The sequence below is a fragment of the Sporosarcina psychrophila genome (genome assembly GCF_001590685.1).
GTDB classification, from domain to species: domain Bacteria; phylum Bacillota; class Bacilli; order Bacillales_A; family Planococcaceae; genus Sporosarcina; species Sporosarcina psychrophila.
This window is the reverse complement of record NZ_CP014616.1, coordinates 2668003-2691612: the sequence shown is the minus strand read 5'-3', so window position 1 is coordinate 2691612 and position 23610 is coordinate 2668003. Positions and strand designations below refer to the sequence as shown.

General features: G+C 41.0%; 36 protein-coding genes. 31 read left to right on the top strand and 5 right to left on the bottom strand.

Annotation, left to right across the window (positions count from 1 at the left end):
• The first annotated feature begins 113 nt into the window (after positions 1-113).
• Positions 114-344 carry a hypothetical protein gene (locus AZE41_RS12900; protein ID WP_067210091.1) on the top strand — a complete coding sequence of 77 codons (231 nt, stop codon included), beginning with the start codon at positions 114-116 and terminating at the stop codon, positions 342-344.
• Positions 345-555: 211 nt separating this feature from the next.
• On the opposite strand, the gene AZE41_RS12895 is transcribed toward AZE41_RS12900, so the two are convergent.
• From AZE41_RS12895 to AZE41_RS12885, 3 genes are all read right to left on the bottom strand, one after another.
• Positions 556-948 (bottom strand): DUF1259 domain-containing protein, encoded by a 393-nt coding sequence (locus tag AZE41_RS12895; protein WP_067210089.1) that lies wholly within the window; start codon positions 946-948, stop codon positions 556-558.
• Between the two features lie 62 nt (positions 949-1010).
• Positions 1011-1253, bottom strand: coding sequence for a hypothetical protein (locus AZE41_RS12890; protein WP_067210086.1), 243 nt, complete (start codon positions 1251-1253; stop codon positions 1011-1013).
• A gap of 133 nt (positions 1254-1386) precedes the next feature.
• Positions 1387-1635 carry a hypothetical protein gene (locus tag AZE41_RS12885; protein WP_067210083.1) on the bottom strand — a complete coding sequence of 83 codons (249 nt, stop codon included), beginning with the start codon at positions 1633-1635 and terminating at the stop codon, positions 1387-1389.
• A gap of 146 nt (positions 1636-1781) precedes the next feature.
• On the opposite strand from AZE41_RS12885, the gene AZE41_RS12880 reads away from it, so the two are divergent.
• From AZE41_RS12880 to AZE41_RS12870, 3 genes are read left to right on the top strand one after another with little or no spacing between them, the layout of a single operon-like run.
• Positions 1782-2024 carry a hypothetical protein gene (locus AZE41_RS12880; protein ID WP_067210081.1) on the top strand — a complete coding sequence of 81 codons (243 nt, stop codon included), beginning with the start codon at positions 1782-1784 and terminating at the stop codon, positions 2022-2024.
• Positions 2025-2026: 2 nt separating this feature from the next.
• Positions 2027-2323, top strand: coding sequence for an IDEAL domain-containing protein (locus AZE41_RS12875; protein ID WP_067210078.1), 297 nt, complete (start codon positions 2027-2029; stop codon positions 2321-2323).
• The gene (locus AZE41_RS12870; RefSeq protein WP_067210073.1) at positions 2320-2550 is read left to right on the top strand and encodes a hypothetical protein; all 231 of its coding nucleotides are present in this window, start codon (positions 2320-2322) and stop codon (positions 2548-2550) included. Before AZE41_RS12875 ends, AZE41_RS12870 begins: the two co-directional genes overlap by 4 nt.
• 30 nt (positions 2551-2580) lie before the next feature.
• Here the strand turns inward: AZE41_RS12870 and AZE41_RS12865 are convergent, their stop codons facing one another.
• A complete protein-coding gene (locus AZE41_RS12865) occupies positions 2581-2799 on the bottom strand; it encodes a hypothetical protein (RefSeq protein WP_082786598.1) in 219 nt (72 codons plus the stop codon).
• Positions 2800-2880: 81 nt separating this feature from the next.
• On the opposite strand from AZE41_RS12865, the gene AZE41_RS12860 reads away from it, so the two are divergent.
• The 6 genes from AZE41_RS12860 (at position 2881) to AZE41_RS12835 (ending at position 5659) form a co-directional block, all read left to right on the top strand.
• Positions 2881-3081, top strand: coding sequence for an XtrA/YqaO family protein (locus AZE41_RS12860; protein ID WP_370570015.1), 201 nt, complete (start codon positions 2881-2883; stop codon positions 3079-3081).
• Positions 3078-3731, top strand: coding sequence for a hypothetical protein (locus AZE41_RS12855; RefSeq protein ID WP_067210070.1), 654 nt, complete (start codon positions 3078-3080; stop codon positions 3729-3731). Before AZE41_RS12860 ends, AZE41_RS12855 begins: the two co-directional genes overlap by 4 nt.
• Before the next feature lie 142 nt (positions 3732-3873).
• Entirely contained in the window at positions 3874-4587 is a 714-nt protein-coding gene (locus tag AZE41_RS12850; protein ID WP_067210068.1) for a hypothetical protein, read from the top strand.
• Between the two features lie 99 nt (positions 4588-4686).
• Entirely contained in the window at positions 4687-5010 is a 324-nt protein-coding gene (locus AZE41_RS12845; protein ID WP_067210066.1) for a hypothetical protein, read from the top strand.
• A gap of 13 nt (positions 5011-5023) precedes the next feature.
• Positions 5024-5212, top strand: coding sequence for a hypothetical protein (locus tag AZE41_RS12840; protein ID WP_067210063.1), 189 nt, complete (start codon positions 5024-5026; stop codon positions 5210-5212).
• Between the two features lie 18 nt (positions 5213-5230).
• On the top strand, positions 5231-5659 hold the full coding sequence (locus tag AZE41_RS12835) for a helix-turn-helix transcriptional regulator (protein WP_067210060.1): 429 nt from the start codon (positions 5231-5233) through the stop codon (positions 5657-5659).
• Between the two features lie 99 nt (positions 5660-5758).
• Here the strand turns inward: AZE41_RS12835 and AZE41_RS23545 are convergent, their stop codons facing one another.
• The gene (locus AZE41_RS23545; RefSeq protein ID WP_335339497.1) at positions 5759-6142 is read right to left on the bottom strand and encodes a ribbon-helix-helix domain-containing protein; all 384 of its coding nucleotides are present in this window, start codon (positions 6140-6142) and stop codon (positions 5759-5761) included.
• A 106-nt stretch (positions 6143-6248) separates the two neighbouring features.
• On the opposite strand from AZE41_RS23545, the gene AZE41_RS12825 reads away from it, so the two are divergent.
• From AZE41_RS12825 to AZE41_RS12725, 21 genes are all read left to right on the top strand, one after another.
• A complete protein-coding gene (locus AZE41_RS12825) occupies positions 6249-7058 on the top strand; it encodes a DUF2971 domain-containing protein (protein ID WP_067210055.1) in 810 nt (269 codons plus the stop codon).
• A 59-nt stretch (positions 7059-7117) separates the two neighbouring features.
• Entirely contained in the window at positions 7118-7984 is an 867-nt protein-coding gene (locus AZE41_RS12820; RefSeq protein ID WP_067210052.1) for a terminase small subunit, read from the top strand.
• The gene (locus AZE41_RS12815) at positions 7965-9275 is read left to right on the top strand and encodes a PBSX family phage terminase large subunit (RefSeq protein ID WP_067210050.1); all 1311 of its coding nucleotides are present in this window, start codon (positions 7965-7967) and stop codon (positions 9273-9275) included. The genes AZE41_RS12820 and AZE41_RS12815 overlap by 20 nt, the downstream gene beginning before the upstream one ends.
• 12 nt (positions 9276-9287) lie before the next feature.
• Positions 9288-10781, top strand: coding sequence for a phage portal protein (locus AZE41_RS12810; protein ID WP_067210047.1), 1494 nt, complete (start codon positions 9288-9290; stop codon positions 10779-10781).
• 4 nt (positions 10782-10785) lie between these two features.
• Entirely contained in the window at positions 10786-11007 is a 222-nt protein-coding gene (locus tag AZE41_RS12805) for a hypothetical protein (protein WP_067210045.1), read from the top strand.
• 4 nt (positions 11008-11011) lie between these two features.
• Complete coding sequence (locus AZE41_RS12800) at positions 11012-12136, top strand: phage minor capsid protein (protein ID WP_067210042.1); 1125 nt, start codon at positions 11012-11014, stop codon at positions 12134-12136.
• Positions 12137-12151: 15 nt separating this feature from the next.
• Positions 12152-12358 (top strand): hypothetical protein, encoded by a 207-nt coding sequence (locus tag AZE41_RS12795; RefSeq protein ID WP_067210040.1) that lies wholly within the window; start codon positions 12152-12154, stop codon positions 12356-12358.
• A 280-nt stretch (positions 12359-12638) separates the two neighbouring features.
• Complete coding sequence (locus AZE41_RS12790) at positions 12639-12998, top strand: DUF2829 domain-containing protein (RefSeq protein WP_231885675.1); 360 nt, start codon at positions 12639-12641, stop codon at positions 12996-12998.
• Positions 12998-13207 (top strand): Acb2/Tad1 domain-containing protein, encoded by a 210-nt coding sequence (locus tag AZE41_RS12785; RefSeq protein ID WP_067210038.1) that lies wholly within the window; start codon positions 12998-13000, stop codon positions 13205-13207. The genes AZE41_RS12790 and AZE41_RS12785 overlap by 1 nt, the downstream gene beginning before the upstream one ends.
• Positions 13208-13310: 103 nt before the next feature.
• A complete protein-coding gene (locus AZE41_RS12780; RefSeq protein WP_067210037.1) occupies positions 13311-13961 on the top strand; it encodes a hypothetical protein in 651 nt (216 codons plus the stop codon).
• Between the two features lie 26 nt (positions 13962-13987).
• On the top strand, positions 13988-14878 hold the full coding sequence (locus AZE41_RS12775) for a capsid protein (RefSeq protein WP_067210034.1): 891 nt from the start codon (positions 13988-13990) through the stop codon (positions 14876-14878).
• 52 nt (positions 14879-14930) lie between these two features.
• Positions 14931-15179 carry a hypothetical protein gene (locus AZE41_RS12770; protein ID WP_067210031.1) on the top strand — a complete coding sequence of 83 codons (249 nt, stop codon included), beginning with the start codon at positions 14931-14933 and terminating at the stop codon, positions 15177-15179.
• Between the two features lie 12 nt (positions 15180-15191).
• Positions 15192-15596 carry a head-tail connector protein gene (locus AZE41_RS12765; protein WP_067210028.1) on the top strand — a complete coding sequence of 135 codons (405 nt, stop codon included), beginning with the start codon at positions 15192-15194 and terminating at the stop codon, positions 15594-15596.
• Positions 15593-15931, top strand: a complete 339-nt coding sequence (locus AZE41_RS12760) for a putative minor capsid protein (protein WP_067210026.1) — start codon at positions 15593-15595, stop codon at positions 15929-15931. The genes AZE41_RS12765 and AZE41_RS12760 overlap by 4 nt, the downstream gene beginning before the upstream one ends.
• Complete coding sequence (locus AZE41_RS12755) at positions 15931-16257, top strand: minor capsid protein (protein ID WP_067210023.1); 327 nt, start codon at positions 15931-15933, stop codon at positions 16255-16257. Before AZE41_RS12760 ends, AZE41_RS12755 begins: the two co-directional genes overlap by 1 nt.
• Positions 16257-16655, top strand: coding sequence for a phage tail terminator protein (locus AZE41_RS12750; protein WP_067210017.1), 399 nt, complete (start codon positions 16257-16259; stop codon positions 16653-16655). Before AZE41_RS12755 ends, AZE41_RS12750 begins: the two co-directional genes overlap by 1 nt.
• Position 16656: 1 nt before the next feature.
• Entirely contained in the window at positions 16657-17112 is a 456-nt protein-coding gene (locus tag AZE41_RS12745) for a phage tail tube protein (protein ID WP_067210014.1), read from the top strand.
• A gap of 82 nt (positions 17113-17194) precedes the next feature.
• A complete protein-coding gene (locus AZE41_RS12740) occupies positions 17195-17653 on the top strand; it encodes a hypothetical protein (protein WP_067210012.1) in 459 nt (152 codons plus the stop codon).
• Position 17654: 1 nt separating this feature from the next.
• Positions 17655-18209 (top strand): Gp15 family bacteriophage protein, encoded by a 555-nt coding sequence (locus tag AZE41_RS12735; protein WP_067210010.1) that lies wholly within the window; start codon positions 17655-17657, stop codon positions 18207-18209.
• Positions 18210-18267: 58 nt separating this feature from the next.
• Positions 18268-22884 (top strand): tape measure protein, encoded by a 4617-nt coding sequence (locus tag AZE41_RS12730; RefSeq protein ID WP_067210007.1) that lies wholly within the window; start codon positions 18268-18270, stop codon positions 22882-22884.
• The gene (locus AZE41_RS12725; RefSeq protein ID WP_067210004.1) at positions 22881-23609 is read left to right on the top strand and encodes a distal tail protein Dit; all 729 of its coding nucleotides are present in this window, start codon (positions 22881-22883) and stop codon (positions 23607-23609) included. Before AZE41_RS12730 ends, AZE41_RS12725 begins: the two co-directional genes overlap by 4 nt.
• Position 23610 lies beyond the last annotated feature (1 nt).

Below are 23610 nucleotides of genomic sequence, written 5' to 3'. Positions count from 1 at the left end.
CAATTTCACGTTAAGCCTATGTATTTTTATAGCGATTCTTGGTTGAGGGGCGGGATTGATCCTGCTCACATTTCAATACGGCGATAAATACTAATCTGAAATGAGGGGTTGGCATGGGGGAATATTTCAAAACGACGGTGACGGGCATTGATGAGACTGAAGTTAAGAGACGGGTAGCTGAACTTGTTGTAAAGGGATTTGAGGTTGTTTCAGAAGGATCAGAATCCCACACAGCAGCAATTTACAAACGAACAAACATTGTGGGTAGGTCGAAAATGGTTTTTGCTGAGCGGGAAGAACGCGGGAAATATATTGTGGTCATGCGTCGGAGGAATGCGGTATGAACGGCGTATGGCGGTTATTGTATCGGTGGGAGAAAGATCAGCGGGTTTGGTTGTACGAGCCTCTGCTGCAAAAGGAATTGTATGAGAAAAGGCAAGAGGGATGGAAGTTGTGGAAGTGACTTAGTAGACACATAAGGCGCAATAAAAAAAGCCGACGTGATAGTCGGCTGCTACAAAATTATTGATGATTCACGCAGCGCTATAATCTAATTCAATGCTTTAATACATTAAAAGCTTCTGCAAATTTTCTTGCAAAAGAAAGTGGAGGCTCAACAGATTGAGCATGAACATATAGAATAGTTGGATTGGTAAAGATCCAATGATTATGAATAGCGCTCACGATTAATCCATTTTTTGCGAGAGCATCAACAAATAGGGGTAATTCTTCTTGAAGGACTACTACTTCTGCAAGGTTGAGTGCATTCCCTTGAACATCGAGTGACTCAAATGTTATCCCGGCTGGAAGCGCACTTTTACTTACGCGGCCTTGGATGGTTAAGTGAAAGTTGCGACCTATTTCTACAGAGCAAACACCTTGTTCCATTTTAGGTTTTCCGTTAACAATCTGAGCATATTGTTGGCAAAGATTCTGTAAGTATTCCATTTAGAGACACCTCTATTCATTATACATTTTAAGAAAAAGGACACATAGAGCGAAAAATATATTCAACTTATTTGAGCTAATACTTCTTTTGTATAGTCGTTTATTTCATCGATTAGAATTTGAAGATTTCGCTCTAGTTCTTCAAGATGTTGCTGATTCTTTTCGTCGTTGATTTCATTCAGGCTAAAAGTAGAGGCGATAGATGAAATGCCATCACCGATTTTAGTGATCATAGCTCCTAAAGTTATAAGTTTAATTCCCAAGTTTTCGCATTTTTGATTACTCATATCATCTCTTTGACACAATGTTTACCCTCCCCACTCTCAACCTATGGGTATGAGATGAAAAATGAATCTTGTCCGGCTATTAATTAAAGTAAGCGTTGCACGCTTTGTAAAGGGGCTTAAACAAGAGTCTAGTTCCGCAATTCTTAGAACGTCATGGTTTCTCATTGTTAACTTGTTTTTTTAGTTTTTTCAATTCATTGGTTAAATAGTCAATCTGTTTCTGCATATTTTTATTGTCGATTTCTTCTTGTCGTGCTTCTTCTAATGCAAGCACTGCGGCAATGGTAGATATCAAATCGCCGATTGTAGATATTACTTCACCGAAGACAGCAAGCTCAGCTGCACGAATTGCTGTATTGGAATCTTTATTATTTTGATCAATGCCTTCACTATTTGTCATTAACAAGGCAGCCTCCAATATAAAAAATAAAACAACTCAATTTAATCATATGCGTCTAAAGAATTGCTTATGTAAATGCGGTTGAGTTAGTGAACTTTTTTACTGAATAGTACTACCAAACGGAGTAGTTGGAAGGAGTGATAACCATGGTACAGCAACTCACTATTTTCGATGCGGTGCCAACAATAGCGTTTGAGCTTGGGGACATGGTTGAAGTCGTTGTAAATGTGGAGGAAAAGGAAGTTGAGGATTATTACTATCTCAAACTGTATGAGGGGTCGAAGGGGCGAATTGTGAAGTTTTTACCTAAACGGCAGTATGAGGTTTTGTTTGCGAAGTCTAATCAGATTAGGATATTTCGGCATGGTGAATTGAGGAGGAGTGAGTAGGGATGAATAATGATCATGAACGTGAAAAGTTAAAAAGATTGATGGAGGGCTTTTCGTTCGCTGTGTACGCGAATGCTTTAGCGGAAATGGGGAAAATCAACTCTCAAAAATTCGCGGCTGAAATGTCAGATGAACCTAAGATGTCCCGTCAATATTTGGAGCATCATCCTAGTATAGAAACGGATGTCACGGACAAGGACATGCTGCTGTTGCAGATTGATATGGCGCTTGATGCGGAGGATATGGAGTTGTTTATGCGGCTTACGGATGAATTGAAAGGGATGGGGGTGTTGGTTTGATCCACGCGAAAGAACAAAAGCGCGTGTTACTAGATGATGTTGATATTAATTGGGTGTTTACAGAGCGAGAAACGGATGTATTCAGAGCGATGTGGGAAGCAGATATGAGCATGGGTAGCATAGCAGAAGAGTTGGGACGCAAGCCTTTGGAAATCGGGTTGCTGATTATTGAACAGGCTGAACTTGGGGAAATACAGGTACGGCAGCAGGGGATATTTGGGCAATAAAAAAGACATCGACCAGGATGCCTTTTAGTGTCATTTGAAAAACTCGTGAAATCCAACGTTCATTGGAATCGCCCAGATGTAAAAGCCGAATAGAACTATCGGGCCGATAAGGAAATTAAATAGTTTTGTAGGTAACCAATTAAAAAATAATCTATAAATAAGGGCTACAGCGACCACTGTAACTATTAATACGATTATCGGACCTATGATTGGCATCCAGTCAACTTCAATACCTTCAAACGGGTTCAATAGAATTACCACCTTTTAAACAAATAAAAAGACAGGATTCCTCCCGTCGTGACTGACTGAATTATAACACAAGGAGGGGTCCTGGTGAATAAAGACATTACTTTTAATACGGATGCATTATTGTTAGGAATTGGTATAATGGAACTACCAATGAACTGTGTGGTGGTTATTTCGGAGGGGATTGCTAAGGTCAGGGAGCTACCGGAGCATGGGGAATATAGGATTGTTACGCATCAGGGGAAGATCAAGCGGATGCGGAGGGAAGAGGGAGAAGAGTTTTGAAGGACGACGTTGAACATATGGTGAAGAATGTCTTAATAGCAAGCCTTTTATTAATTACATTGTCTTGCATTTCGTTGCTACTTATATCAGGTATTGACTTTAATTCTATTTTCTCGGACAAGTTTTCCCAAGTTTTATTTGACCCTTCATTTTTAGGATCTTTTTTAGGAGCTTTGATTTCAAGTTCTATAGCGTTAATAGTTTTATTTATTCAATTTAATAACCAGAAGAAAGTACGTAGAGAAGATGAATATCGAAAGTTTCACAAGTATATCAATCTTTTTAGTATTGAATTAGAGTGGTACTTAGATAAGATGACTTCTGAAAAAATCGAAAAAATAGTAAAAAGTAATAATCATATTAACAATAAGATTTTAAGAGACAGTACAGTAGAATTAATTAAGCATATTAAGTCTATTGATGACGACGTTATAATGGATGATGTTTACGTTAGATTTGCGACAATTAAACTCGTTTTAAATGAATTAGAAACTATTTTGAGTGAAGACTTAAAAAATATTGAATGCAAAGAAGATGAGAATTTCGTTATGAGCTCGCTTAAAGCGAATCAGATGATCTTGCGGCAATCGAGCGATGAGATTAACAAAAAGTTAAGAGAAGCGAAAAGGGAATTAAGAATAAAAGAATAAGTCCCCCTAGCTAAACAGAGGACAACGATTGATTACAGCATTGCGCAGTGTCATTTGTTCTGAGTCGGTTCGCAGGGAATAACGGATTGTATGACGCATCGGGTAAAATCATGCGGATGCGTAGGGAAGAAGGGGAAGAGTTTTGAGTAACGATGTTAATAATAAAAACGACGTTATTGACAAAGAGGGCGGAAAATTGAAGGAAAGATATATAAAAATATATCACTTATATTATTTGCTAGGTATAGCAGCGATTATTATTATTTTATTGGTGTCATTCATTTTCAAGTCATCCTCATATGCTGGGTCTATGTTAGCTTTTGCAGCTACTCTTAGTTCGGTTTTGTTGGCAGTTATTGCGATAATTATTACTTTAATTGACGTATCCGGACAAAAGCAAAATGTTTTTGACATGAAAAAAGAGGTAGAAAGACTAGCGGAAATTATTGATAAGTCTTCGGATTTCTCAAAGGAACTTGATGCAGGATTGTCCCAAATCGAAAAAAATCATCAAGAAAACGCAAAGATGTTAACTTCGCTATATGGATTGGTTCAAGAAAGTAAACAAGAGGATAATCCAGAACAATTCTATGAAAAAGCCAAAGAGTTACTGAACCGCAATTTGGAAGGTAATATGTACAACGTTAAGAATACCAAGGAATTTAAGACTGCCTATAAAGAGGTTTTAAATTATATAACGATTCACCCGGGTAGTAACCCGAATGATATATTAAGTTATTTTAAGAAAAATAGACCTGGAGATTATATTGTATTTTATCGAGAGGCTATAAATAATATTATTTTTAATAAGGATGCAACTATAGATAACCAAGGTGGTTTGAATATAAATTTCTAGTCCCCCTGGCCAACCAGAGGACAACGATGATAACAGCATTGCGCTGTGTCATTTGTTGTCCTCTTTTTTGATTTCAAAAAATAGAAGGAGGAAAAGACGATGGTAATCAATCAAGAGCGGTTGGATGAGATAAAGGCAGAACTTGCAGAACGCCACCAGATGCCAATAGAGGAAGTTTCAAGAATGATTGACGGTGTGATAGTCGGGGTTACGGGGATGTCAGAATGGCTTAAACCATTTGTAGAAGGGCTATCTCAACTAGGGAACTCGATGAAAGAAATCATTCTAGAAAACCACGAGAAAGCATTATGGAATACAGAAAATGAAGCGATGCATGGTTGGGATCTAGATTGGGATACAAGTAAACGCAGTCAAGTCTTGTCGAATAAACCGAAATTCATGGTCCGCAAAATTATTCGTTGAGGGAGTGAGGAAAATGAAATCGTTGCAAACGGAACTGGTTGAAAGAGGGCTCTCTGATGCTCGTACAGGCGAAGTAGAGCAAAAGAATACTAGGATAAGGGGCAAGTCGTCAGAACAGCTGTCTGATAGAGAATGGACTGAATTGATGGGGAGTAATCGACAGACCTATAAACGGGTGAACGGGGCAATTCGTAAACGATAAATAGGGGGCGGGCAGCTTATGACGGAAAAACAGATTGAACAACTTTTGAAAGATTATCATTGGATGATCAACTCGGTAAAAATCATGCGCGAAGGATTGAATGAAGTTGGTGGTAACTTTACGGCTCAGTATGGATTAGAAGCAGCTATGCCGAAAGCGGCTGGGGGTCATAGTGATCCTATTTATCAAGAGTTTTCAAGAAGGGAAAAGCGGTGGAAGAAGATTAGTGATTATGAGAAGAAAATAAAAATGGTGCAGGATAAAATTCATTTGATTACGGTTGATAGGGAAATTGAGGTATTGCATTGGTTGCTCGAAGGAATGAGCATGCGGTGGATAGGGCGTCACATGGGGCTATCACACACGAATATCCAAAGAATCCAAGAGACTGTTATCCGCAAGATGGTAAATGTTCCAGAAGTGCCAAATGTGCCAGATGTTCCATAATTCTTCAAAAATAAATTTGATGATACCATGGAAGGCAGGTCGGGGAGTTGGGTGGTTTGTGGTTTGAACTACGCCGACTCCTCCGTTACATACAAGTGATTATTTATGTTTTTCTAGGTACGCATTAAGCGTATCGTTCAATACCTTTAAATTTTTCGGTCCCATGAGTGGGATTTTTGAACAATCGATTTTCATGAGATCCTTGATATAGATGGCATGACGTCTTATCTTGTTGAATACGACTGGCGGTAAATTCAGCATCTCAATCTCATCGTCTAGTGGGTTGTGTTTGATTTCGACGACAGGTACAACGATGGGCTCGATAGCGGGATTGATAATTGGTTTCCCGTGCTTCTCAAGCAGTAATTCAATTGCCTCGTCTAGTAACTTGGATTGCGGGATACGCGTTTCTTTTGAAAGTTCTTTCAGTGATTCCAAAAGTTTGTTATCAATTGCGGCTCCTGTTTTGGTTCTAGTGGTCAAACTGATAATGAACACCTCCTGCATATGATTCTACCAAGTGGTAGCAGTAGGTAGCAAGAGGATTTACACCTTCTTTGGCGAATGATGTCAGTGAGGGGGAGAGAATATGGACCAATCAACTTTAATATGGAGATATATGGATTTATCAAAATTCATTGATTTATTGAGTAAGAAAGCATTGTTTTTTACAAGGTCTGATAAATTTGCAGACCCATTTGAAGGCGCTACAACTCAATCTGATTTTGAGTCTAGGGTAAAGCATTTGGAAGTTTTAAATGATAAGCCTGGGCACAAAGCTGCAAGAATTTATTTTAATGGTGAGTGGATTACAATCGGAAGTATTGAGGGGACGAACGATCAGGAAGCTCTATATAAAAAAATTAGAGAAGTTTACTTTGTTAATTGCTGGCATATGAATAATATCGAATCGGAAGCAATGTGGAAATTATATTTACAAAGTGGTGAAGGTATCGCAGTCCAAACAACGGTCAATAGGTTAAGAACCAACATAGCAGCCCCGTTTGATAGTGCTGTTGAAATTAATCCAGTTAAATATATTGACTACGAAAAAGAGAGAATGAGTCATTTGTATGGGAATTCCACTGTATTTTTTCACAAAAGAAATCACTTTGAACACGAGAAAGAGCTTAGGGTTGTTACGCCTTTCATTCAAACGAAAGACATTGGTGAAGAGTTTAAAGTCATTGATGTAGAAAAACAGAGCAACTTATATGGGGTTCATGTACCAATTAATGATGTAAACAATCTGATCGAAAAAGTTTATATTAGCCCTACGGCTCCTGATTGGTTTACTGATGTAGTTATTTCTATTTTGGAAATGTATAAGTTAGTTGATGATGACGGAAGAGTACAAAGACCATTTCAATCAGTTCTAAAAAATAAACCTATTTATTAAGCACCTTGAATGGTGCTTTTTCTATGTCTAAAAATAAAGGAGGCGGACGGTGATGTGATGTGCCTAATTGGGAAGAGATTCAGAAGGAATGGGAAACAAGTGAAATATCATTCAAGGATTTAGCAGAAAAGTATAACGTGAAAGATTCCACTATTCGTAGTAGGAAGAATCGCGAAAAATGGTCAAGAGGAAATGTGAAGCGCGACGCAACGAATGCAACGCAACGAAAACAAAACGTTGCAACGAAAAAGGTAGTAAAAGAAGCCATTGTAGAGTCGGATGATTTAACCGATAAGCAGAGGCTTTTTTGTATTTACTACATTAAGTATTTCAATGCGACTAAGGCTTATCAGAAGGCTTATGAAGTCGATCGTAATACTGCCGAATCTATTGCTTATCGATTGATGGGGAAAGATGGAGTGAAAACAGAAATTCAGCGCTTGAAAAAACAACGATTGAATGAAGCTTACTTTGATAAATACGATGTGCTCCAAAAGTATAAAGACATTGCCTTTGCAGATATGACTGACTTTGCCGAATTTGGTTCAGAGGAAGTTGTTGCTAGGAATGAGTTTGGCCAAGTAATGACGGATGATGACGGAAAGGAGATTACCTACACCCATAACTTTGTGAACTTCAAAAATGCTGGTGAAGTTGATGGGACCATCATTACTGAAGTTAAAAAGGGTAAGGATGGTATATCGGTAAAGCTCGCTGACAAGATGAAAGCCATGGAAATGTTGGCGAAGTTCACTGATCTTCTATCTGACAACGACAAGAAACGATTGCAGGAAGAGAAGTTAAAGGTTGAAATCGTAAAGGTTAAAGCTGAAACAAACACTGATGAAACTTGTGAAGGCAAAACAATCATCGTAACCGGCGAAGATGAAATGAGGAGGGTCCTTGATGGCAAATCCTCAGTCTAATGTCGTGAACATTCTTGATTTGATTAACACAAATTTTTATTCCTTTTGGTTGAACGACAAACCACACAGCATATTGAGTGGTGGACGTTCTTCTATGAAGTCATCTGTTATCAGTTTGAAACTCGTTATCGACTTCCTCAATGACGACCAGGGCAATGTCGTTTGCTTACGTAAAGTCGGTAAATACCTTGCGGGTTCCGTATATGAGCAAATCAAATGGGCCATTTATATGTTAGGCGTTCAGAATGAATTCATATTCGGCAAGTCTCCATTGGTTATCAAGCATAAGCGAACAGAAACAGGCTTCTATTTCCACGGCGTTGATGATCCGTTAAAGCTAAAGTCGATGAATATTGCACAAGGGTATTACATGGCGCTGTGGTTTGAGGAATTAGCTGAGTTCGCAGGCGTGGAAGATATTGACGTTGTTGAGGATACGTTCATTCGTCAGGATTTAGGCGATAAGAACGTTAATGTTTATTACTCTTACAATCCACCTAGAAACCCTTATTCATGGGTAAATGAGTGGAAAGATAGCAAAGTTGGTAGCGATAATTACTTCTTGCATCACAGTACTTATTTAGACGATGAAAAAGGATTCTTATCGAAACAGATGATAGAGAAGATTGATAACTACAAAGAGAATGATGAAGACTATTGGAATTGGATGTATGGCGGTCTTGTTATCGGAATGGGCGACAATATCTACAATATGAACCACTTCCAACCGTTGCAGGAGCTACCAAATAATGATCCGGTCATATTAATTGATACCGCAACAGATTCAGGGCATCAGCAGTCGGCAACTACTCACGGGGCTTTTGCATTAACAGCTAAGAAAAAAGTAATCCTGTTGGATACGTACTACTATTCACCGGCGGGCAAGGTTGTTAAGAAGGCGCCTAGCGAGCTGTCGGACGAGTATAAAGAATGGCTAGATGAAGTTAGAAAGCAGTATAAAAAACCAGTAGATATGACGTCTATTGACTCGGCAGAGGGTGCCTTGCGCAATCAGTTATTTAAAGACCATGGAATCAGACTGAATCCGATTGCCAAGGGGAAAAAACTAGATATGATCGATTACGTTTACGACCTGTTAGCGCAAGGTCGTTTTTATTATTTAGAGACAGCAAACAATCAAGTTTTTATTGAAGAGCATCGAAAATATCAGATGGATGCTGATTCACTTAGAACGGCTAATCCAAAGGTAGTCGAGATTGATGATCATACTTGCGATATGTTCCAGTATTACGTTATGGACAACAGGCAGAAGCTTGGACTGAAATTCTGAGGTGGTGAGTGAATGTTTAAAGGAATCATTTCGAAGTTAAAGGCGGTGATGCAGAAAATGGGGCTTGTTAAAAACATCAAAAGTGTATCGGATATAAAAGCAATACCAATCGACGATAAGTTTTATCAGCAAATCGACATGTGGAAAGCTTTATACCAGGGCTATTTCAGTGATTGGCATGATATCCATTACCAAACTATTAATGGACGGAAGAAGCGGCGTATGGCGACACTGAACATGCCTAAGGTGTTGTCAGAAGAAATGGCTACGTTGATTTTCAATGAGCGTTGTGAAATCAACATTTCCGATAAGGGACTATCTGGAGATATTGATGAGTTACTGAAAAAGAATAAATTCACCAAGAAGTTTCAGAGTTACTTGGAATACCAATTCGCACTTGGCGGCATGGTCGTTAAGCCATATTTCGAAGACAACCAAATAAAGCTTTCATATGTCACAGCGGATTGCTTCATCCCCGTCTCATGGAACAATGAGGGGATACTCGAAGCGGTGTTCACTAATCAAACAAGAAAAGGTAAGAAGACATACACGCACCTTGAATGGCATCTGTGGGAAGGTAAAACGTATGTCATCAAGAACGAATTGTACGAAAGTGAAAACACGTCTGACCTTGGAAAGAAAGTGCCTCTTTCAATGTTGTATCCAGATTTGAAAGATAAAGTTCCAATCGATAATCTGAAACGTAGCTTATTCGTTTACTTCCATCCAAACATAGCTAATAACATTGATATGACAAGTCCCTTAGGTATACCTATTTTCGCTAATGCGCTAGATACATTACAAACACTGGATATCGCTTATGATTCGTTTCAAAGAGAATTCAGACTAGGTAAACGTAGAATCATCGTACCTGCATCTGCTGTCAAATCAGTGGTGGATGAACATGGTCAATTGCAACGGTATTTCGATGCTGACGATGAAGTTTACCAAGCTATGGGTAGTGGAGATATGGATAACAATAAAATCCATGACAATACCGTTGAATTACGCGTCGAAGAACATATTGCGGCAATCAATTCACTGCTCAATTTGTTATCTATGCAGACTGGATTCAGCAGTGGATCATTTGCATTCGACGGAAAGAGCATGAAAACTGCAACCGAAGTTGTAAGTGAGAACTCCAAAACATTCCGTACCAAGCAGTCACATGAAAACGTGATTGAAGCCGGATTAACGGAGCTTATCGAAGTCATTGTTCAACTGGCTGAGTTATACGATGTGTTTAGTCGCCCGGCAGATGGCTATGAGGTTACCGTTACTTTCGATGACTCGATTGCACAGGACAACGCCGCTGATATTATTGAGCAGATGCAGTTGGTGGCTGGTGGTCTTACGTCGAAGAAGAAAGCAATCATGAAGTTGCACGGATTGACTGATGAAGAGGCTGACATGCTTTTGCAGGAGATTTTCAATGAAGAACGGCGCCAGTCACCGGAAATGAAACATATTAAGAGTGAAATCAGCTTGTTTGGCGAGAGGGAGTGATTATATGAAACAGTTCATAAAAGAGTACAAGTGGCAGAAGAGATGCTACATAAATGGAACGAAAAGGTATTTGCTTCATAAATTCGGCATTATGAGTAGTCCATCTCTACATTTCGGCGGCGTTAAGACTTTTAAACTTGCGGATGGCGAACGGCGATCAAAAGTGATCAAAGGTGTTTTCTTTAAATTGTGGCATTGGAGAAAAAAGCTAGAAGAAAGCCGGTGATTGAATGGCTGAACGTCCAAAAATCACTCCACATCAATTAAATATGTACACATCCCAGGTAACTGATATCTATGTCGCGCTCGAAGATGAAATCTTTCAGATGATTGCTAAGAGATTAAAAACACCACCAGAACTCGGAAAAGACTACGTATTGCAGTGGCAAGTTGAAAAGATGCAGCAGTTACGAATGCTTAATGCTGATACGATTGCCGAACTATCAAAGGCTACAGGGTTATCTGCTGATGCTATTCGTCAAGCGGTCGGCGATGTTGGATTTAAGACAATCGAGGGCATTGATGAAGAGTTGAAAAGCGTTAAAAAGAAGCTGCCTTTACCTACTCAAATTGATAAGGTGCTTGAGAGTTTTGTAAAACAGACGTTTTTGCAGATTGATAACTTTGTGAATCAGACGCTCATATCTACTAATTATGGCGAGGGTTCAGTCACTCGCATGTACCGGAAAATCATTGAAGAAACGACTTCAAAAGTTCTGGCCGGTACGAAGACGATTAATCAAGCAGTTGCAGAAACAGTTGTTAAGTGGGGCAATAAAGGGATTGAAACTTCGTTCATCGATAAGGGTGGCAACGTATGGACCATGGAGCGCTACGCAGACACCGTTATTCGTTCGACAGTGAACAATACTTACAATGAGTTGCGGCTATCTAGGATAGATGACTATGGTGTTGATTTGGTGCTGGTGAATAGCTATGCAGACGCTCGTGAAGCTTGCTCAATGATTCAGGGGAAAGTCGCTTCTATGAGTCAACCATCCGGGCATCCCGATTACCCAAGTATTTATGATTTCGGGTACGGAACTCCTGGAGGAATACGTGGTGTAAATTGTCGGCACATCCTCTATCCATTTATTGAAGGCGCGAACACCAACAACCAGATTCAATACGATCCACAGGAAGCGTATAAGCGCGGTAAGGTCGTTCAACAACAACGGGGTTATGAACGTCAGATTAAGAGGGCTAAACGGTCGCTTAATCTTGCTGAAACAGTTGGTGATACCGATACAATCCAAAAGTATAAGAATCTTGTTAGGTCGAGACAAGCTGATATTCGTGAGTTCATAAGTGAAAACAAGTTACCTAGAAGGTATGATAAGGAAAAGGTATTCTGACGGGAGGAAACGTTGATGACTGCTAAACTCAATAAAATTCTATGCCCTCATTGCGAAGGTACTGGCAAGGAAATCAATCGATTTGACCCACCAATCAGTGAAGCTACACATTACCGTGGTGGTCCTGTCGCAAGTACCAGAAACGTTACGGTGAGCGGTAGAGAAATAGGAGAAGAACCTTGCCCAAGTTGTAATGGAACATTAGAAGTATATAACATTTAGTGATTTTAAAAGTCATCCTGGCGGGTGGCTTTTTTCTATGCGTTGAAAGGGGAAATCAATATGACAAAAGTTTATGTAGTGCGTGAGCTGATATGTGACCACCCTCACAAAGACGCGGTTGTTGGATGTTAATTTTCGAAAGAAAAAGCAGAAGAAGTTAGGAAAGAAAAAGGCTTTAGAATAATTGAGACTATGGAAGTCGAATGAAAGGAAGTGGTCCATATCTCGGTTGGCTATTCCGTTATGTAGCTAAATGAAATGAAAAGGAATGGTGTAAACGATGGGTAGTTTTGCAGGTTGTCAGTTATGTGAAGCATGTGAAAAAACTATGATTGATACTGGTGTTATCGGTCTAATTTTTGAAGAAAAGATTAAATCTAAAGCGGAATTGAATTTCGGTGCAGCATTAACTTTCTTGAAAGAGGGGTTAAGAGTAGCTCGTAAAGGTTGGAATGGTAAAGGGATGTGGTTGTGGCAAGTAGATTCATGGGGTGGCAATATTAAGAGTGCGTCGCCAGACCCATTCGTATATTTAGAAGCGTCCCCATTCATTGCTATGAAAACGACGGATGACAAGCTAGTGCCTTGGTTAGCTTCTCAGACTGATATTCTTGCAGTAGATTGGGAGGTAGTTGAATAATGGAAAATCCGCAAATTGAAAACAACTTTAAATATCATTCTCCAAAAGTGGGACAACCCGAAAAGTATACTGCTATTCGTGAAAAGGCGAAGGAGCTCGCATATCTAATCGAAAAAGAGTGTCCTAACAGCCGTGAAAAATCGCTCGCTATGACTAATTTAGAAACAACTGTAATGTGGGCAAATGCTTCAGTCGCACGAAATGAATAAAATTAATCTAGCACTCCTATGAGGGTGTTTTTATTTTGTCTTTATCCATAGACGCTATAAAGAATGGAAGGAAAACACTATCCATAATTGGAGGGAACTATATATGTTTAATTTATTACGATTACCAATTCAATTCTTTTCTGCCGATACAGGTGGCGGAAGCAGCGGTGACCAGACACCACCAGAACAAATTGGGGGAGAACAACAAACTGACAATCAACAGCAACAACAAACGGGTACAGGCGACCAAACACCACCAGGGGACAGCAAGACGTTCACGCAAGACGATGTCAATAATCTCATTGCCCGTGAAAGTAAAACGGCGCAAGAAAAACTGTTGAAGAAACTCGGAATTGAGGACTTTGACAGCGCAAAAGATGGTCTCGAAAAGTTCCGCACTTGGCAGGATGAGCAAAAGACAGAAGCTGAAAGGCAAGCTGAATCAATGAAAGCGCTGGAAACTGAAAAGGAATCAATGCTCACTGAAAATCAGACACTTAAAGCGCAATTATCAGCCGTTAAAGCAGGCGTATTAGCCGATAGTGTGCCAGACGTGGTGACTTTAGCCAAGACGATGCTAAGTGATGAAGTGGATATGGATGCGGCTATTGCAGCTGTCGTTGAAAAGTATCCTCATTTTGCACAAGCGGCACAAGAAGAAACGGGAGATTCTAAACCGAAATTTTCGAATGGCCAACACCAAACGCAACCACCATCTGATGCAGATAAGTGGTTAGCAGCATTCAAACAATAAAAAATAGGAAATAGGAGTGATTATTAATGGCTACAGTCAACTATGCACAGCAATATCTTCAAGCTTTACAACAAAAATTCACACAAGGATTATCGTTTAACGCACTTTTCAACACAGCAAACAACGCGAACATCAAATGGACGAGTGCAAAAACAATCCAAATCCCGCGTATCACAGTAGGTGGCTATGTAGATGTAGACCGCGATGTAGTTGGTTCCTTCACACGTCGTGCTGATAACGATTGGGAGCCGAAAACAATTGAACATGACCGTGAATTCCGCACATTGGTAGATCCAATGGATATTGACGAAACGAACCTCGCTCTATCAATTGCTAACATCACGCGTGTTTTCAATGATGAAGAAAAGTTACCTGAAATGGACAAGTACGCGGCGTCAAAATTGTTTTCTGAATTTGGGACATATGGCGGCGTAGTTGACGACACTGCACTAACATTATCGAACGTCCTAGACGCATTCGACACATTCATGATGGAAATGGATGATGCTGAAGTCCCGCAAAGCGGACGTATTCTTTACGTGACGCCTGCTGTCAATAAGTTATTGAAGCAAGCGGATAAAATTCAGCGGTCAATTGATGTCGCGGGTAACTCTGGAAACGTTAATCGTAATATCTACTCACTAGATGACGTTGCTATCACAATGGTTCCGTCTTCTCGTATGAAAACAGCGTACAACTTTACTGATGGGGCAGTCGTGGATGCGGCAGCAAAACAAATCAATATGATTCTTGTGCATCCGTTGTCAGTAATCACGCCACACAAATATGATTTCGTGAGTTTGGATGAACCGTCTGCTACAACTGGCGGTAAATATCTGTATTACGAGCGCGCATATTGGGATTTGTTCGTGGTAGAAAAGAAAGTACCAGGAATCATGTTCAACGTAGAAGCATGACCTAAGGGGCTTAATTGCCCCTTTCATTAATTATTAACTTGGAGGTAATCGAATGAGTAACGCAGTGAAAATCCGAAAGAAAAACCGTATTCTACATGTGGAAACAGATCGATTGGTAGGCTTTCTAAACCAAGGCTACGATCAAATCGATGAAGATGGAAATGTAGTTAAACGAGCTACTGGTGGTCGTAACGTATCACTCCCTGAATACAACAAAGTCATTGATGAAAACGAAGCGCTTAAAGCAAAAGTGAAAGAACTTGAAGCTGCAGCTAAAAAAGCAGAAACACCCAAAAAGTAAGGCGGTGATTGTATGCCATATTTAACGTATAGCGAATACATGAGTTATCTCTTTGCTGAAGTAGATGAAATCGAATTTAATAGGTTGCTAATCCGGGCAAGTGATGTGCTGGATAACGTCACTAGTGATTTTTATCAATTGAACGTATTGGAAACGGATATTCCGTTCAGACGAAATAAATTCAAAAAAGCGGTTGCCTGTCAAATTGAATACTTTAACGAGTTGGGTGCCACTACATTCGAGGGCATCAACAACTCGCCACAATCGTTTTCAGCGGGTCGCACGAGTGTATCCAATGCAAGTCGATACAATCCCGGCGGAGCAAATGAAAGTAAGCCGATTGCGGCGGAGGAAGTATTCATTTACTTGAATGGAACGGGGCTCCTCTACACAGGGATTGGTGTGATGTCGCGATGATGCCTAAACCACCAGCTAAATTTTGTATAGATTCATTCGTGTACAAAGAGTATGCGGGCGAAAATAATTGGTCCGAACCCATCTACGCAGATCCTGTCTTGATTGAACGTTGTCGTATTGACAGAGGGGCGGCATATTCGTCCACGACGTCCGGTAAACAACTGCTGTATAATGCGGTTGTTTTTTGTTACGAGGGCATGACGACACCTTTGCCTATATTTAAGGCGCAATCTGTACTTGAATACGACGGTAACGAACATGTGGTGACGAAAGTCATTCCGATACACGAAGCCTACAGCACCACCATTTATTCGTACGAATTAGAGGTGGTCTGATGACTCGCGTAACAATCAATTTAGATGGAGTAAAGGCTCGGATTAGTCAAGAAGCCATGAATCGTGGTCGTTATGCTTTGGCTAACCAAGCGATGGCTGATATGGATCAATTCATCCCGATGCTCAGCGGTGCCTTGCGGATGACTGCCACTATCGACATTGACGGCGGTGGAATCAATTACAACACGCCGTATTCGAACAAATTGTTTTACATGTACATGCACAATTACACGACGCCAGGGACTGGCCCACGATGGGACTTGAAAGCTAAAGGTGCTTTTATGTCTGATTGGATCAATGCGTTTACGAGAGGAGCTGGATTGTGATGGACTTCATGGAAAGATTGTGCGATAAAATTAACTCTTTCCCTGGACTGCAGATACCGTGCAAGCTTGGTTACTTAGGGGCGAGTGAATCATTCGTGTTGTATCCATTGCCCGGCTCCCGAGTGACGCAAGAATACATGGATGGCACGACTGACCAGCAATTAAACTATGAGATAGCATTTAAGTCCAAATTTCAAAACAAAATAAACGATACTCTCTGGTCGGTACAAACAGAACTGGAGAAAACGAAGAAGATAATCAGTGGTAACGGTTCTTTTGAATTCGACGAGCTGGTTATCACCAACAAACCATTCATAAATCATATTGACGAACAAGGGTGGTTTGTTTTCTTATTAAACGTTCAAGCAAAAATAACAGTATTCAAGGAGGAAAAATAATATGGCTAGAGAAAAGAACGCACTACGGGGGCACTTTGTACAAGCTTATGTACCAGGTGTTGAAGCGGCGACTGAGGACTGGTTAGAATTAGCGAAATACATTTCGTCAATATCTGATGATACGAGTGAAGAAACAGAGGATACAGCATTCTATGATGGCGACGGTACACCGGAAACGTCTGTAATCTCGGTTGCGGGTGCTTATTCTATCGAAGGTCAATATGATCCTACAGACGCGGCACAGGAACTTATTGCTGGCATGAAATACAAAACGGGCGAAGGGCGTAAAGTACATCACAAGATTGTTTCTGCTACCGGAGTTAAACAATGGGTCGGTCGTGCTACTGTAACGGCTATCGTTGCGGGATCTGGTGACGCATCTGCTTACGAAACATTCTCTTGTAATATCCGCTTCGATAGTATCCCGAAAGAATCAGTGGTAGTCGTAGTACCTTAATGGCGCAACAATAGCACTGAACTAATGTAAGGGGTGTCCAAATGGGCATCCTTTTTTCTATTTAAATAAAGGGGGAATTTGCATGACGGAAACAGTAAATATTGACATTCAAAGATCAGGCTTTCCGATAAAATTAGGAACGGTTGAACTTTGGTTCGACACCTCGCTTGAAAACTTGCGCAAGTTTTTCGGGGTAGAAGAGTTGGCGCAAGAGAAGTTAAAAGAAGCCCAGGAAAAAGCGCAAGCGTTACATTTTCCGGACGTAGTAACTGCCGAGAATTTAGATGTCGATACAGTCAATGCGGCATTCGACGTTAATAAGGCTTTCATAGGTGCTCAATACGACATCATTTTCGGTGATGGCACGTTCAAAAAGTTATACAAAGCGTATCCGGACATCATGGCTTTGGAGCAAACGCTAGAAATTGTAGGTGTGGCAATCGGCAACAAGTTAGAACTGATGGAGTCGGAACGTTCATCCAAAACAGAATTAAAGAAAAGCGAATATCTAGCGAAGAAGTCCAAAAAAGTAGGAAACTAATATGAGGCTAAACGACCCGTTAGTTACTTCTTTTGTATTCGATGGCCATGAATACAAAATTGATTTAGCATTCGATAATGTCCTAAATGCACTTAGTGTATTTGATGAAATTGATTTAAGGGATTACGAGAAAGCTGACATAGCTTTAGCTTTGTTGGTTGGCGTGGAATATCAAGCGAACACAAATGACCTTTGGAATTACGTTTGTGAAACTTTTATTCACGTTGAAGATAAACGTTCGATTGAATACGACCGCAAAGGTAACCCGATGCCGGTTCAAAAAGAATCGAAGCAGTCTATTGACTTCAATAAGGATGCTGAATTTATATTCGCTAGTTTTATGCAGGCATATCGGGTGGACTTATTCAAAGAACAAGGTTCACTTCAGTGGTCTCAATTCAAGGCGTTATTGAGTGGATTACCGTCAGATACAATCATGCAGAGAATCGTCCAAATTCGTTTATATGAACCTTCGAAGGGTGAATCCGGTGAATACAAGCAAGCTATGCGAGATTTACAGAATGCATATTCACTAGAAGAAATAGAAGAAGAGTAATTGTGAGTCGTCCATTTGGGCGGCTTATTTTTTATGTCTTTTGGAAAGGAGGAATCAAATGGCGTCAGATGGCTCGATAAGAATTGACATCATCATTGATGGAAACCAAATAACGGCGGCTTCTGCTGCATTAGCTGCATTGGCGGCAGCAGCAAATAACGCCGGTGGTCAAACAGATTCGTTAACTCAAAACACAAATAGAGCATCTAGCGGCATAAGGGACATGGCAATATCAATCGGACTTGTGCAAGTTGCATCCAAAGCCTTCGATGTGTTGAAACAGGCTTTAGGAGGCGCGATTTCACGATTCGATACGTTAGTAGGTTTCCCTGTAATAATGCAACAAATGGGGTTCAGTAGTGAGCAGGCAACTAGTTCTATTAATAAGTTGTCCGACGGCATACAAGGGCTCCCTACAACGTTAGATGGCATTGTCAAGAACGCGCAAGGTATCGCAATATTAACTGGCGACTTGGACGGTGCAACAGAAACCACGTTAGCGTTAAACAACGCATTCTTGGCGAGTGGATCAAACGCGGCAAACGCCGAACGCGGTCTCACTCAATACGTTCAGATGTTATCAAAAGGGCAAGTTGATATGATGTCGTGGCGCACACTCCAAGAAACAATGGGATATGCGCTTAAAGAGACAGCAACGGCATTCGATTTGGCGTCACCAAATGATTTATACGACGCTTTGAAATATGGAAATATTACGTTTGATGCATTCAACACCAAGTTAATAGAGTTGAACGGCGGTGTTGGTGGATTCGCTGAGTTAGCCAAAACAAGTAGTGCTGGTATTGCTACTTCAATGGGCAACCTAAAGAACACTGTTGTGGTCGGTGTAGCCAACATGATTATCTCATTCGACAACTTATCAAAAGCGGTTACAGGTAAGAGTATAGCCGAGAACTTGGATGGTCTGAAAGTTGTTATAAAAGCGGCGTTTAAAGTCATGGGCACAGCTATTGAAAGTGCAGTTCCTATAGTAATTGCATTCTCTTCTGTCATACAATCGTCAATACCAATTATTAAAGCGTTAACGCCAGTTATTATTGGGTTAGTGGCGGCATACGCAACCTTCACGGTGGTCACAGCGGCGGCAGCGGCTATCAGTTTAGCGCAAGCGGCTATCTCAGGTGCCCAAACCGCAACAAGGACATTAACAATAGTTACAGCTGCACAAACGACAGCGCAAATGTTATTGACAGGAGCAACGCAAGCGGAAATAGTCGCCAGGTTAGCACAAACGTCAACGATAAGCATAAGTACGCTAGTTATCGGCACATTAACCGGGAAAATTACGCTCGCAACGGCTGCCACAGTGCTGAAGACAGCTGCCACTTACGCATGGGGCGCAGCAATGCAATTCATGATGGGCCCAATCGGTTGGATAACAGCAGGGATCGGCTTACTCGTAACTGGCGTTATCCTTCTAGTGAAATGGTTTAACAAGACTACAGAAGAAGGCGAAAGATTAACTGGCGCCACAGACGCATTAACCGAGTCAACAAATGCGTTGAATGGGTCGGTAGATGATACTTCCAAAGCCTTCGAGAGAAACCAGGGCAACATTGCAGCTACCGCACAAGCTAATACTGATTTAATTGCCAAAATTGAGCAATTGATGGCAGTAGAGGACAGGTCAGCAGCCCAAACCAAAGAGTTGAAAGAATACGTAAGTTCTCTCAATGGTGCCGTTGACGGGTTGGGTCTATCTTACGACAAAGAAGCCAACAGTCTAAGTCTCTCATCTGAACAAATAGCAGCAAGAATCTCACTAATGAAAGAACAAGAGATGTTGATAGCTGGACAAGAGCGCTTCCTTGTAATATCGAAAGAACAAGCAGAAGTAGACATGAAATTGTCGGAAACAAATGCTTTGCAAGAAGAATGGAATCAGAAGAAAGAAGAGGGGACAGTAAAGGCGAAAGAAGCAAAAAAAGCACTTGAGGAACTTGATACACAAGAGCAGACGTTGATAGAAACAGGCAAGGGTTTAGCGACGCAAAGAGTTGAAACCGAGAAGCAAATAACGGCTTCTGTGGAGGCTGTCGCGAAAGCTACAACGGATAGCGTGAACGACCAAGCAATTGCTTATGAGTTTTTATCAGACGAACAGAAGAAGGTTGTCGACTCCCTCAAATCATCTTGGGATGACTACCTAGCGAGTGCCACAAACATGTTCGATACTCTCAGCACGAAATCAGAAATCTCGGTAGGAAAAATGACGAAAAACCTTGAACATAACCAAAAAGTAATAGGTGAATGGTCGGCTAACATCGCGAAACTCGCAGAGCGCGGGATTGATGAAGGGCTATTGAATACATTGAGAGATGCTGGACCCGAATCAGCGGGCCACGTTAAAGCCATTGTTAATTCGTCGGATACGGAACTGAAAAAGTTGAGTGAGGCATTTTCAAAAGGTGGAGGTGTTGCCACCAAAGCCCTAAACACATCCTTAATCAAGGGCGAAAAAGAAGTCATGGACTCGATTGGTCATTTAGCGACGGAATCGGGAGCCACGTTAGCACAACAAATCCAGATGGCTGACTTTGCCGCAATAGGTAAAGCAATGCCGGAAGGTACAGCGAAAGGTGTTACAGAAGGAACGAAAGATGTAGTTGAAGCCTCGAAGAAAATGGCTACAGAAACAGAGAAAGCTTTCAAAGGCGCAATGGAAATCAAAAGCCCGTCTGGTGTATTTAAAAGGGATGGCATTCACATAACGGAAGGCGTCGCTTTAGGTATAAATGACGGCACACCAAAAGTTGTTGAGACAATGAATAAACTAGCCAAAGCAATGTTACTTCCGTTCGCGAACATATCTGCTGAATTCCAAAAGATTGGCGGTTTTGCTGCAGATGGTTTGAATATCGGATTGAACAACGGCGCATCAAAAGTTATGGCTACAGCTAGAAATCTAGCTAACAATGTAGCTGCTGAAATGAGAAATGCGCTAGACACTCACTCCCCCTCTAAAGTTACGACGGAAATAGGTAAAGATACAGGTGACGGTCTAGCGTTGGGCATTGAGTTGACTAAAGATACCAACAAAAAAGCGGTAAACACTGTCGGTGGTGTAATCAAAGAAGCTACCAAAAAGAACGCTTCGGAAGTCACGAAGATCGCTGCTGAAGCCGAGAAGAAACGCACAGAAATTCAAAATGATTACGCCAAAAAACGTGCTGAGCTTTCCAAGAAATCTGCTTCGTCATCCCAAGCGGCATTGAAAACGCACAAGAATAAAAAAGGTGAAATCGTTACTACTGGTGAAGCAAAAGTTTATAAGATTCGCCAAGATTCATCCGCTAAGTTGACTAAATTAAATGAAGACGAGCAGAAGAAACTAGCAACCGTCAACACGAAGGCTTATGCAGATATGCAAAAGAAAGAAAGTGAACTTTCTAAAGCCAGACTTGAAGCTCTTAAAAGTTTCGTAGCTGACAAGAAATCAACCGAGGATATGTCCCTAGCGGCTGAATCAGAAGTGTGGAGAAAATCATTGGTGCTATTCACGGACGGTTCTAAGGAACGTATAGAGGTTCAGAAACAACACCAGGCGGCGCTTAATACCCTCAACGACAAGATATTGAAAGAAAATGAAACGTTCATCGGTAAAGTGGCGACCATCAACGACAAGTTGGCCGCGAACGAACAAAAATTGACCGACGATTATACAAAGTCGGTTGATGATCGTACAAAGGCATTAACTAACTTTGTCGGTATCTTCGATGCTTACGAATACAAGTTTGAACAATCCGGTCAAGATTTAACTAGCAATCTTAGGTCGCAAGTTTCGGCGCTTGAAGAGTGGTCCCGTATGTTCGAAATGTTATCCGGAAAAGCGATTGACAAAGGATTGCTTGAAGAATTGCGGATAATGGGAGTTAAGGCTTTACCTCAAATGGTGGCATTAAACACGATGACAGATAGAGAACTCACGGAGTATTCGAATCTGTACAAGCAACGATCTAAATCAGCACGCGAACAAGCCGAAAAAGAAATGGCTCCAATGAAAGCTAACACCGAGAAACAAATCATTGAACTGCGCAAAGCTGCTAACAAAGAACTCACTTTGTTGGAAGTTGATTGGCTTGCCAAAATGAAAGCTATCACTAGAAGTAGTGATGAAGAGTTGAAGACTCTTAAATCCATAGGTGTAAGCGCAGGGCAAGGCTTGCTTAATGGGTTGTCATCTATGGAGTCGTCACTAGTTAACAAGGCTAGATCAATAGCTGAAAACGTCAAAAAGGCAATGGCAAAGGCATTAGACATTAACTCCCCTTCCAGATGGATGAGGGATTTTATTGCTGGCAACATGGCGCTAGGATTCATTGCTGGTGTCGATAAGAATAAATCAAAAGTCGTGAATGCGGCTAGTCGATTTGGTGATTTGATGAAACCTGAATTGAACAATATCACAATTCCAAATGTCGATATTAGACCGTTTAATCCTACTTTTGGCGGAGGCTATGGAGGTTTTTCTAACAAGCGTGATTCTCAATCTTCTTCATCTGACAATGTAGATCAATCAATAACTATGAGCGACATGCAAGCTACCATTAATATTGGGGGCTACGAAGCGAAAGGGTTAATTAATTTCATTAGCCAGGAGCAGTCGGGAATGAAGTATCGTAATAGCCGACAGCTAAAAGGGGGGAGACCATGAGTTTTGAAATCACTGTGAATGGAAAGGAATTGCCTGTTCGAGTGACTGATGTTGAAGGGCGTGGCCCTTTTTCGCAAGAGATTATCAGACAACAGAGGTCAGGGGCGTCCGGATCATATTACCAAAAAAGAAGAACTCCCGAACGCTTTCTGAGGGTCCATTTCACGATTGATACAACCGGCCTAACGACAACTAGAAACTTGGTAGATGAACAATTAAATAGAATGTTGAATCTGTCGGGACCGACTCCAATCATTTTTTCGGACGAACCGGACCGAATTTATTATGGAATCACAGAGGGAGAACCCTATTGGGGCGAGTCAGTTAGACGAGTGAAAGGGATATTGTATTTCCTTTGCCCCGATCCGCATAAGTACGGAGTGGAAAAAACGATGTCGTTACAATATAACGTGCCTGTCAACAACATTGGTACAGTGGCAACAAGTCCGATCATTACAGTTAATTTCAGCGCGCCGTCAAGTTCGTTTATCGTCAATCATCAAGCAACGGACGAAATGGTTAGTGTGCGTTATAACTTTGTCGCCGGCGATATTCTAATCATCGATTTAGATAAACGGAAAATTGTTATTAACGGAAAAATTAACATGACTGCTTACGTTTGGAGGAGCCGACCGTTTAGTTTGGCGCCTGGGGACAACACTTTTACGATGGCGCCTTTTAATGGAGTTACGGCAACAATAAAATATAAGCCGAGGTGGTTGTGAA

Coding starts and splice junctions, on each gene's coding strand:
- AZE41_RS12875 (WP_067210078.1), top strand. CDS start 2,027: ATGAATAATGATCATGAACGTGAAAAGTTAAAAAGATTGATGGAGGGC.
- AZE41_RS12725 (WP_067210004.1), top strand. CDS start 22,881: ATGAGTTTTGAAATCACTGTGAATGGAAAGGAATTGCCTGTTCGAGTG.
- AZE41_RS12845 (WP_067210066.1), top strand. CDS start 4,687: ATGGTAATCAATCAAGAGCGGTTGGATGAGATAAAGGCAGAACTTGCA.
- AZE41_RS12880 (WP_067210081.1), top strand. CDS start 1,782: ATGGTACAGCAACTCACTATTTTCGATGCGGTGCCAACAATAGCGTTT.
- AZE41_RS12790 (WP_231885675.1), top strand. CDS start 12,639: ATGGGTAGTTTTGCAGGTTGTCAGTTATGTGAAGCATGTGAAAAAACT.
- AZE41_RS12755 (WP_067210023.1), top strand. CDS start 15,931: ATGACTCGCGTAACAATCAATTTAGATGGAGTAAAGGCTCGGATTAGT.
- AZE41_RS12740 (WP_067210012.1), top strand. CDS start 17,195: ATGACGGAAACAGTAAATATTGACATTCAAAGATCAGGCTTTCCGATA.
- AZE41_RS12780 (WP_067210037.1), top strand. CDS start 13,311: ATGTTTAATTTATTACGATTACCAATTCAATTCTTTTCTGCCGATACA.
- AZE41_RS12795 (WP_067210040.1), top strand. CDS start 12,152: ATGACTGCTAAACTCAATAAAATTCTATGCCCTCATTGCGAAGGTACT.
- AZE41_RS12745 (WP_067210014.1), top strand. CDS start 16,657: ATGGCTAGAGAAAAGAACGCACTACGGGGGCACTTTGTACAAGCTTAT.
- AZE41_RS12835 (WP_067210060.1), top strand. CDS start 5,231: ATGACGGAAAAACAGATTGAACAACTTTTGAAAGATTATCATTGGATG.
- AZE41_RS12900 (WP_067210091.1), top strand. CDS start 114: ATGGGGGAATATTTCAAAACGACGGTGACGGGCATTGATGAGACTGAA.
- AZE41_RS12885 (WP_067210083.1), bottom strand. CDS start 1,635: ATGACAAATAGTGAAGGCATTGATCAAAATAATAAAGATTCCAATACA.
- AZE41_RS12840 (WP_067210063.1), top strand. CDS start 5,024: ATGAAATCGTTGCAAACGGAACTGGTTGAAAGAGGGCTCTCTGATGCT.
- AZE41_RS12785 (WP_067210038.1), top strand. CDS start 12,998: ATGGAAAATCCGCAAATTGAAAACAACTTTAAATATCATTCTCCAAAA.
- AZE41_RS12805 (WP_067210045.1), top strand. CDS start 10,786: ATGAAACAGTTCATAAAAGAGTACAAGTGGCAGAAGAGATGCTACATA.
- AZE41_RS12775 (WP_067210034.1), top strand. CDS start 13,988: ATGGCTACAGTCAACTATGCACAGCAATATCTTCAAGCTTTACAACAA.
- AZE41_RS12825 (WP_067210055.1), top strand. CDS start 6,249: ATGGACCAATCAACTTTAATATGGAGATATATGGATTTATCAAAATTC.
- AZE41_RS12800 (WP_067210042.1), top strand. CDS start 11,012: ATGGCTGAACGTCCAAAAATCACTCCACATCAATTAAATATGTACACA.
- AZE41_RS12760 (WP_067210026.1), top strand. CDS start 15,593: ATGATGCCTAAACCACCAGCTAAATTTTGTATAGATTCATTCGTGTAC.
- AZE41_RS12735 (WP_067210010.1), top strand. CDS start 17,655: ATGAGGCTAAACGACCCGTTAGTTACTTCTTTTGTATTCGATGGCCAT.
- AZE41_RS12750 (WP_067210017.1), top strand. CDS start 16,257: ATGGACTTCATGGAAAGATTGTGCGATAAAATTAACTCTTTCCCTGGA.
- AZE41_RS12765 (WP_067210028.1), top strand. CDS start 15,192: ATGCCATATTTAACGTATAGCGAATACATGAGTTATCTCTTTGCTGAA.
- AZE41_RS12815 (WP_067210050.1), top strand. CDS start 7,965: ATGGCAAATCCTCAGTCTAATGTCGTGAACATTCTTGATTTGATTAAC.
- AZE41_RS12810 (WP_067210047.1), top strand. CDS start 9,288: ATGTTTAAAGGAATCATTTCGAAGTTAAAGGCGGTGATGCAGAAAATG.
- AZE41_RS12770 (WP_067210031.1), top strand. CDS start 14,931: ATGAGTAACGCAGTGAAAATCCGAAAGAAAAACCGTATTCTACATGTG.
- AZE41_RS12730 (WP_067210007.1), top strand. CDS start 18,268: ATGGCGTCAGATGGCTCGATAAGAATTGACATCATCATTGATGGAAAC.
- AZE41_RS12895 (WP_067210089.1), bottom strand. CDS start 948: ATGGAATACTTACAGAATCTTTGCCAACAATATGCTCAGATTGTTAAC.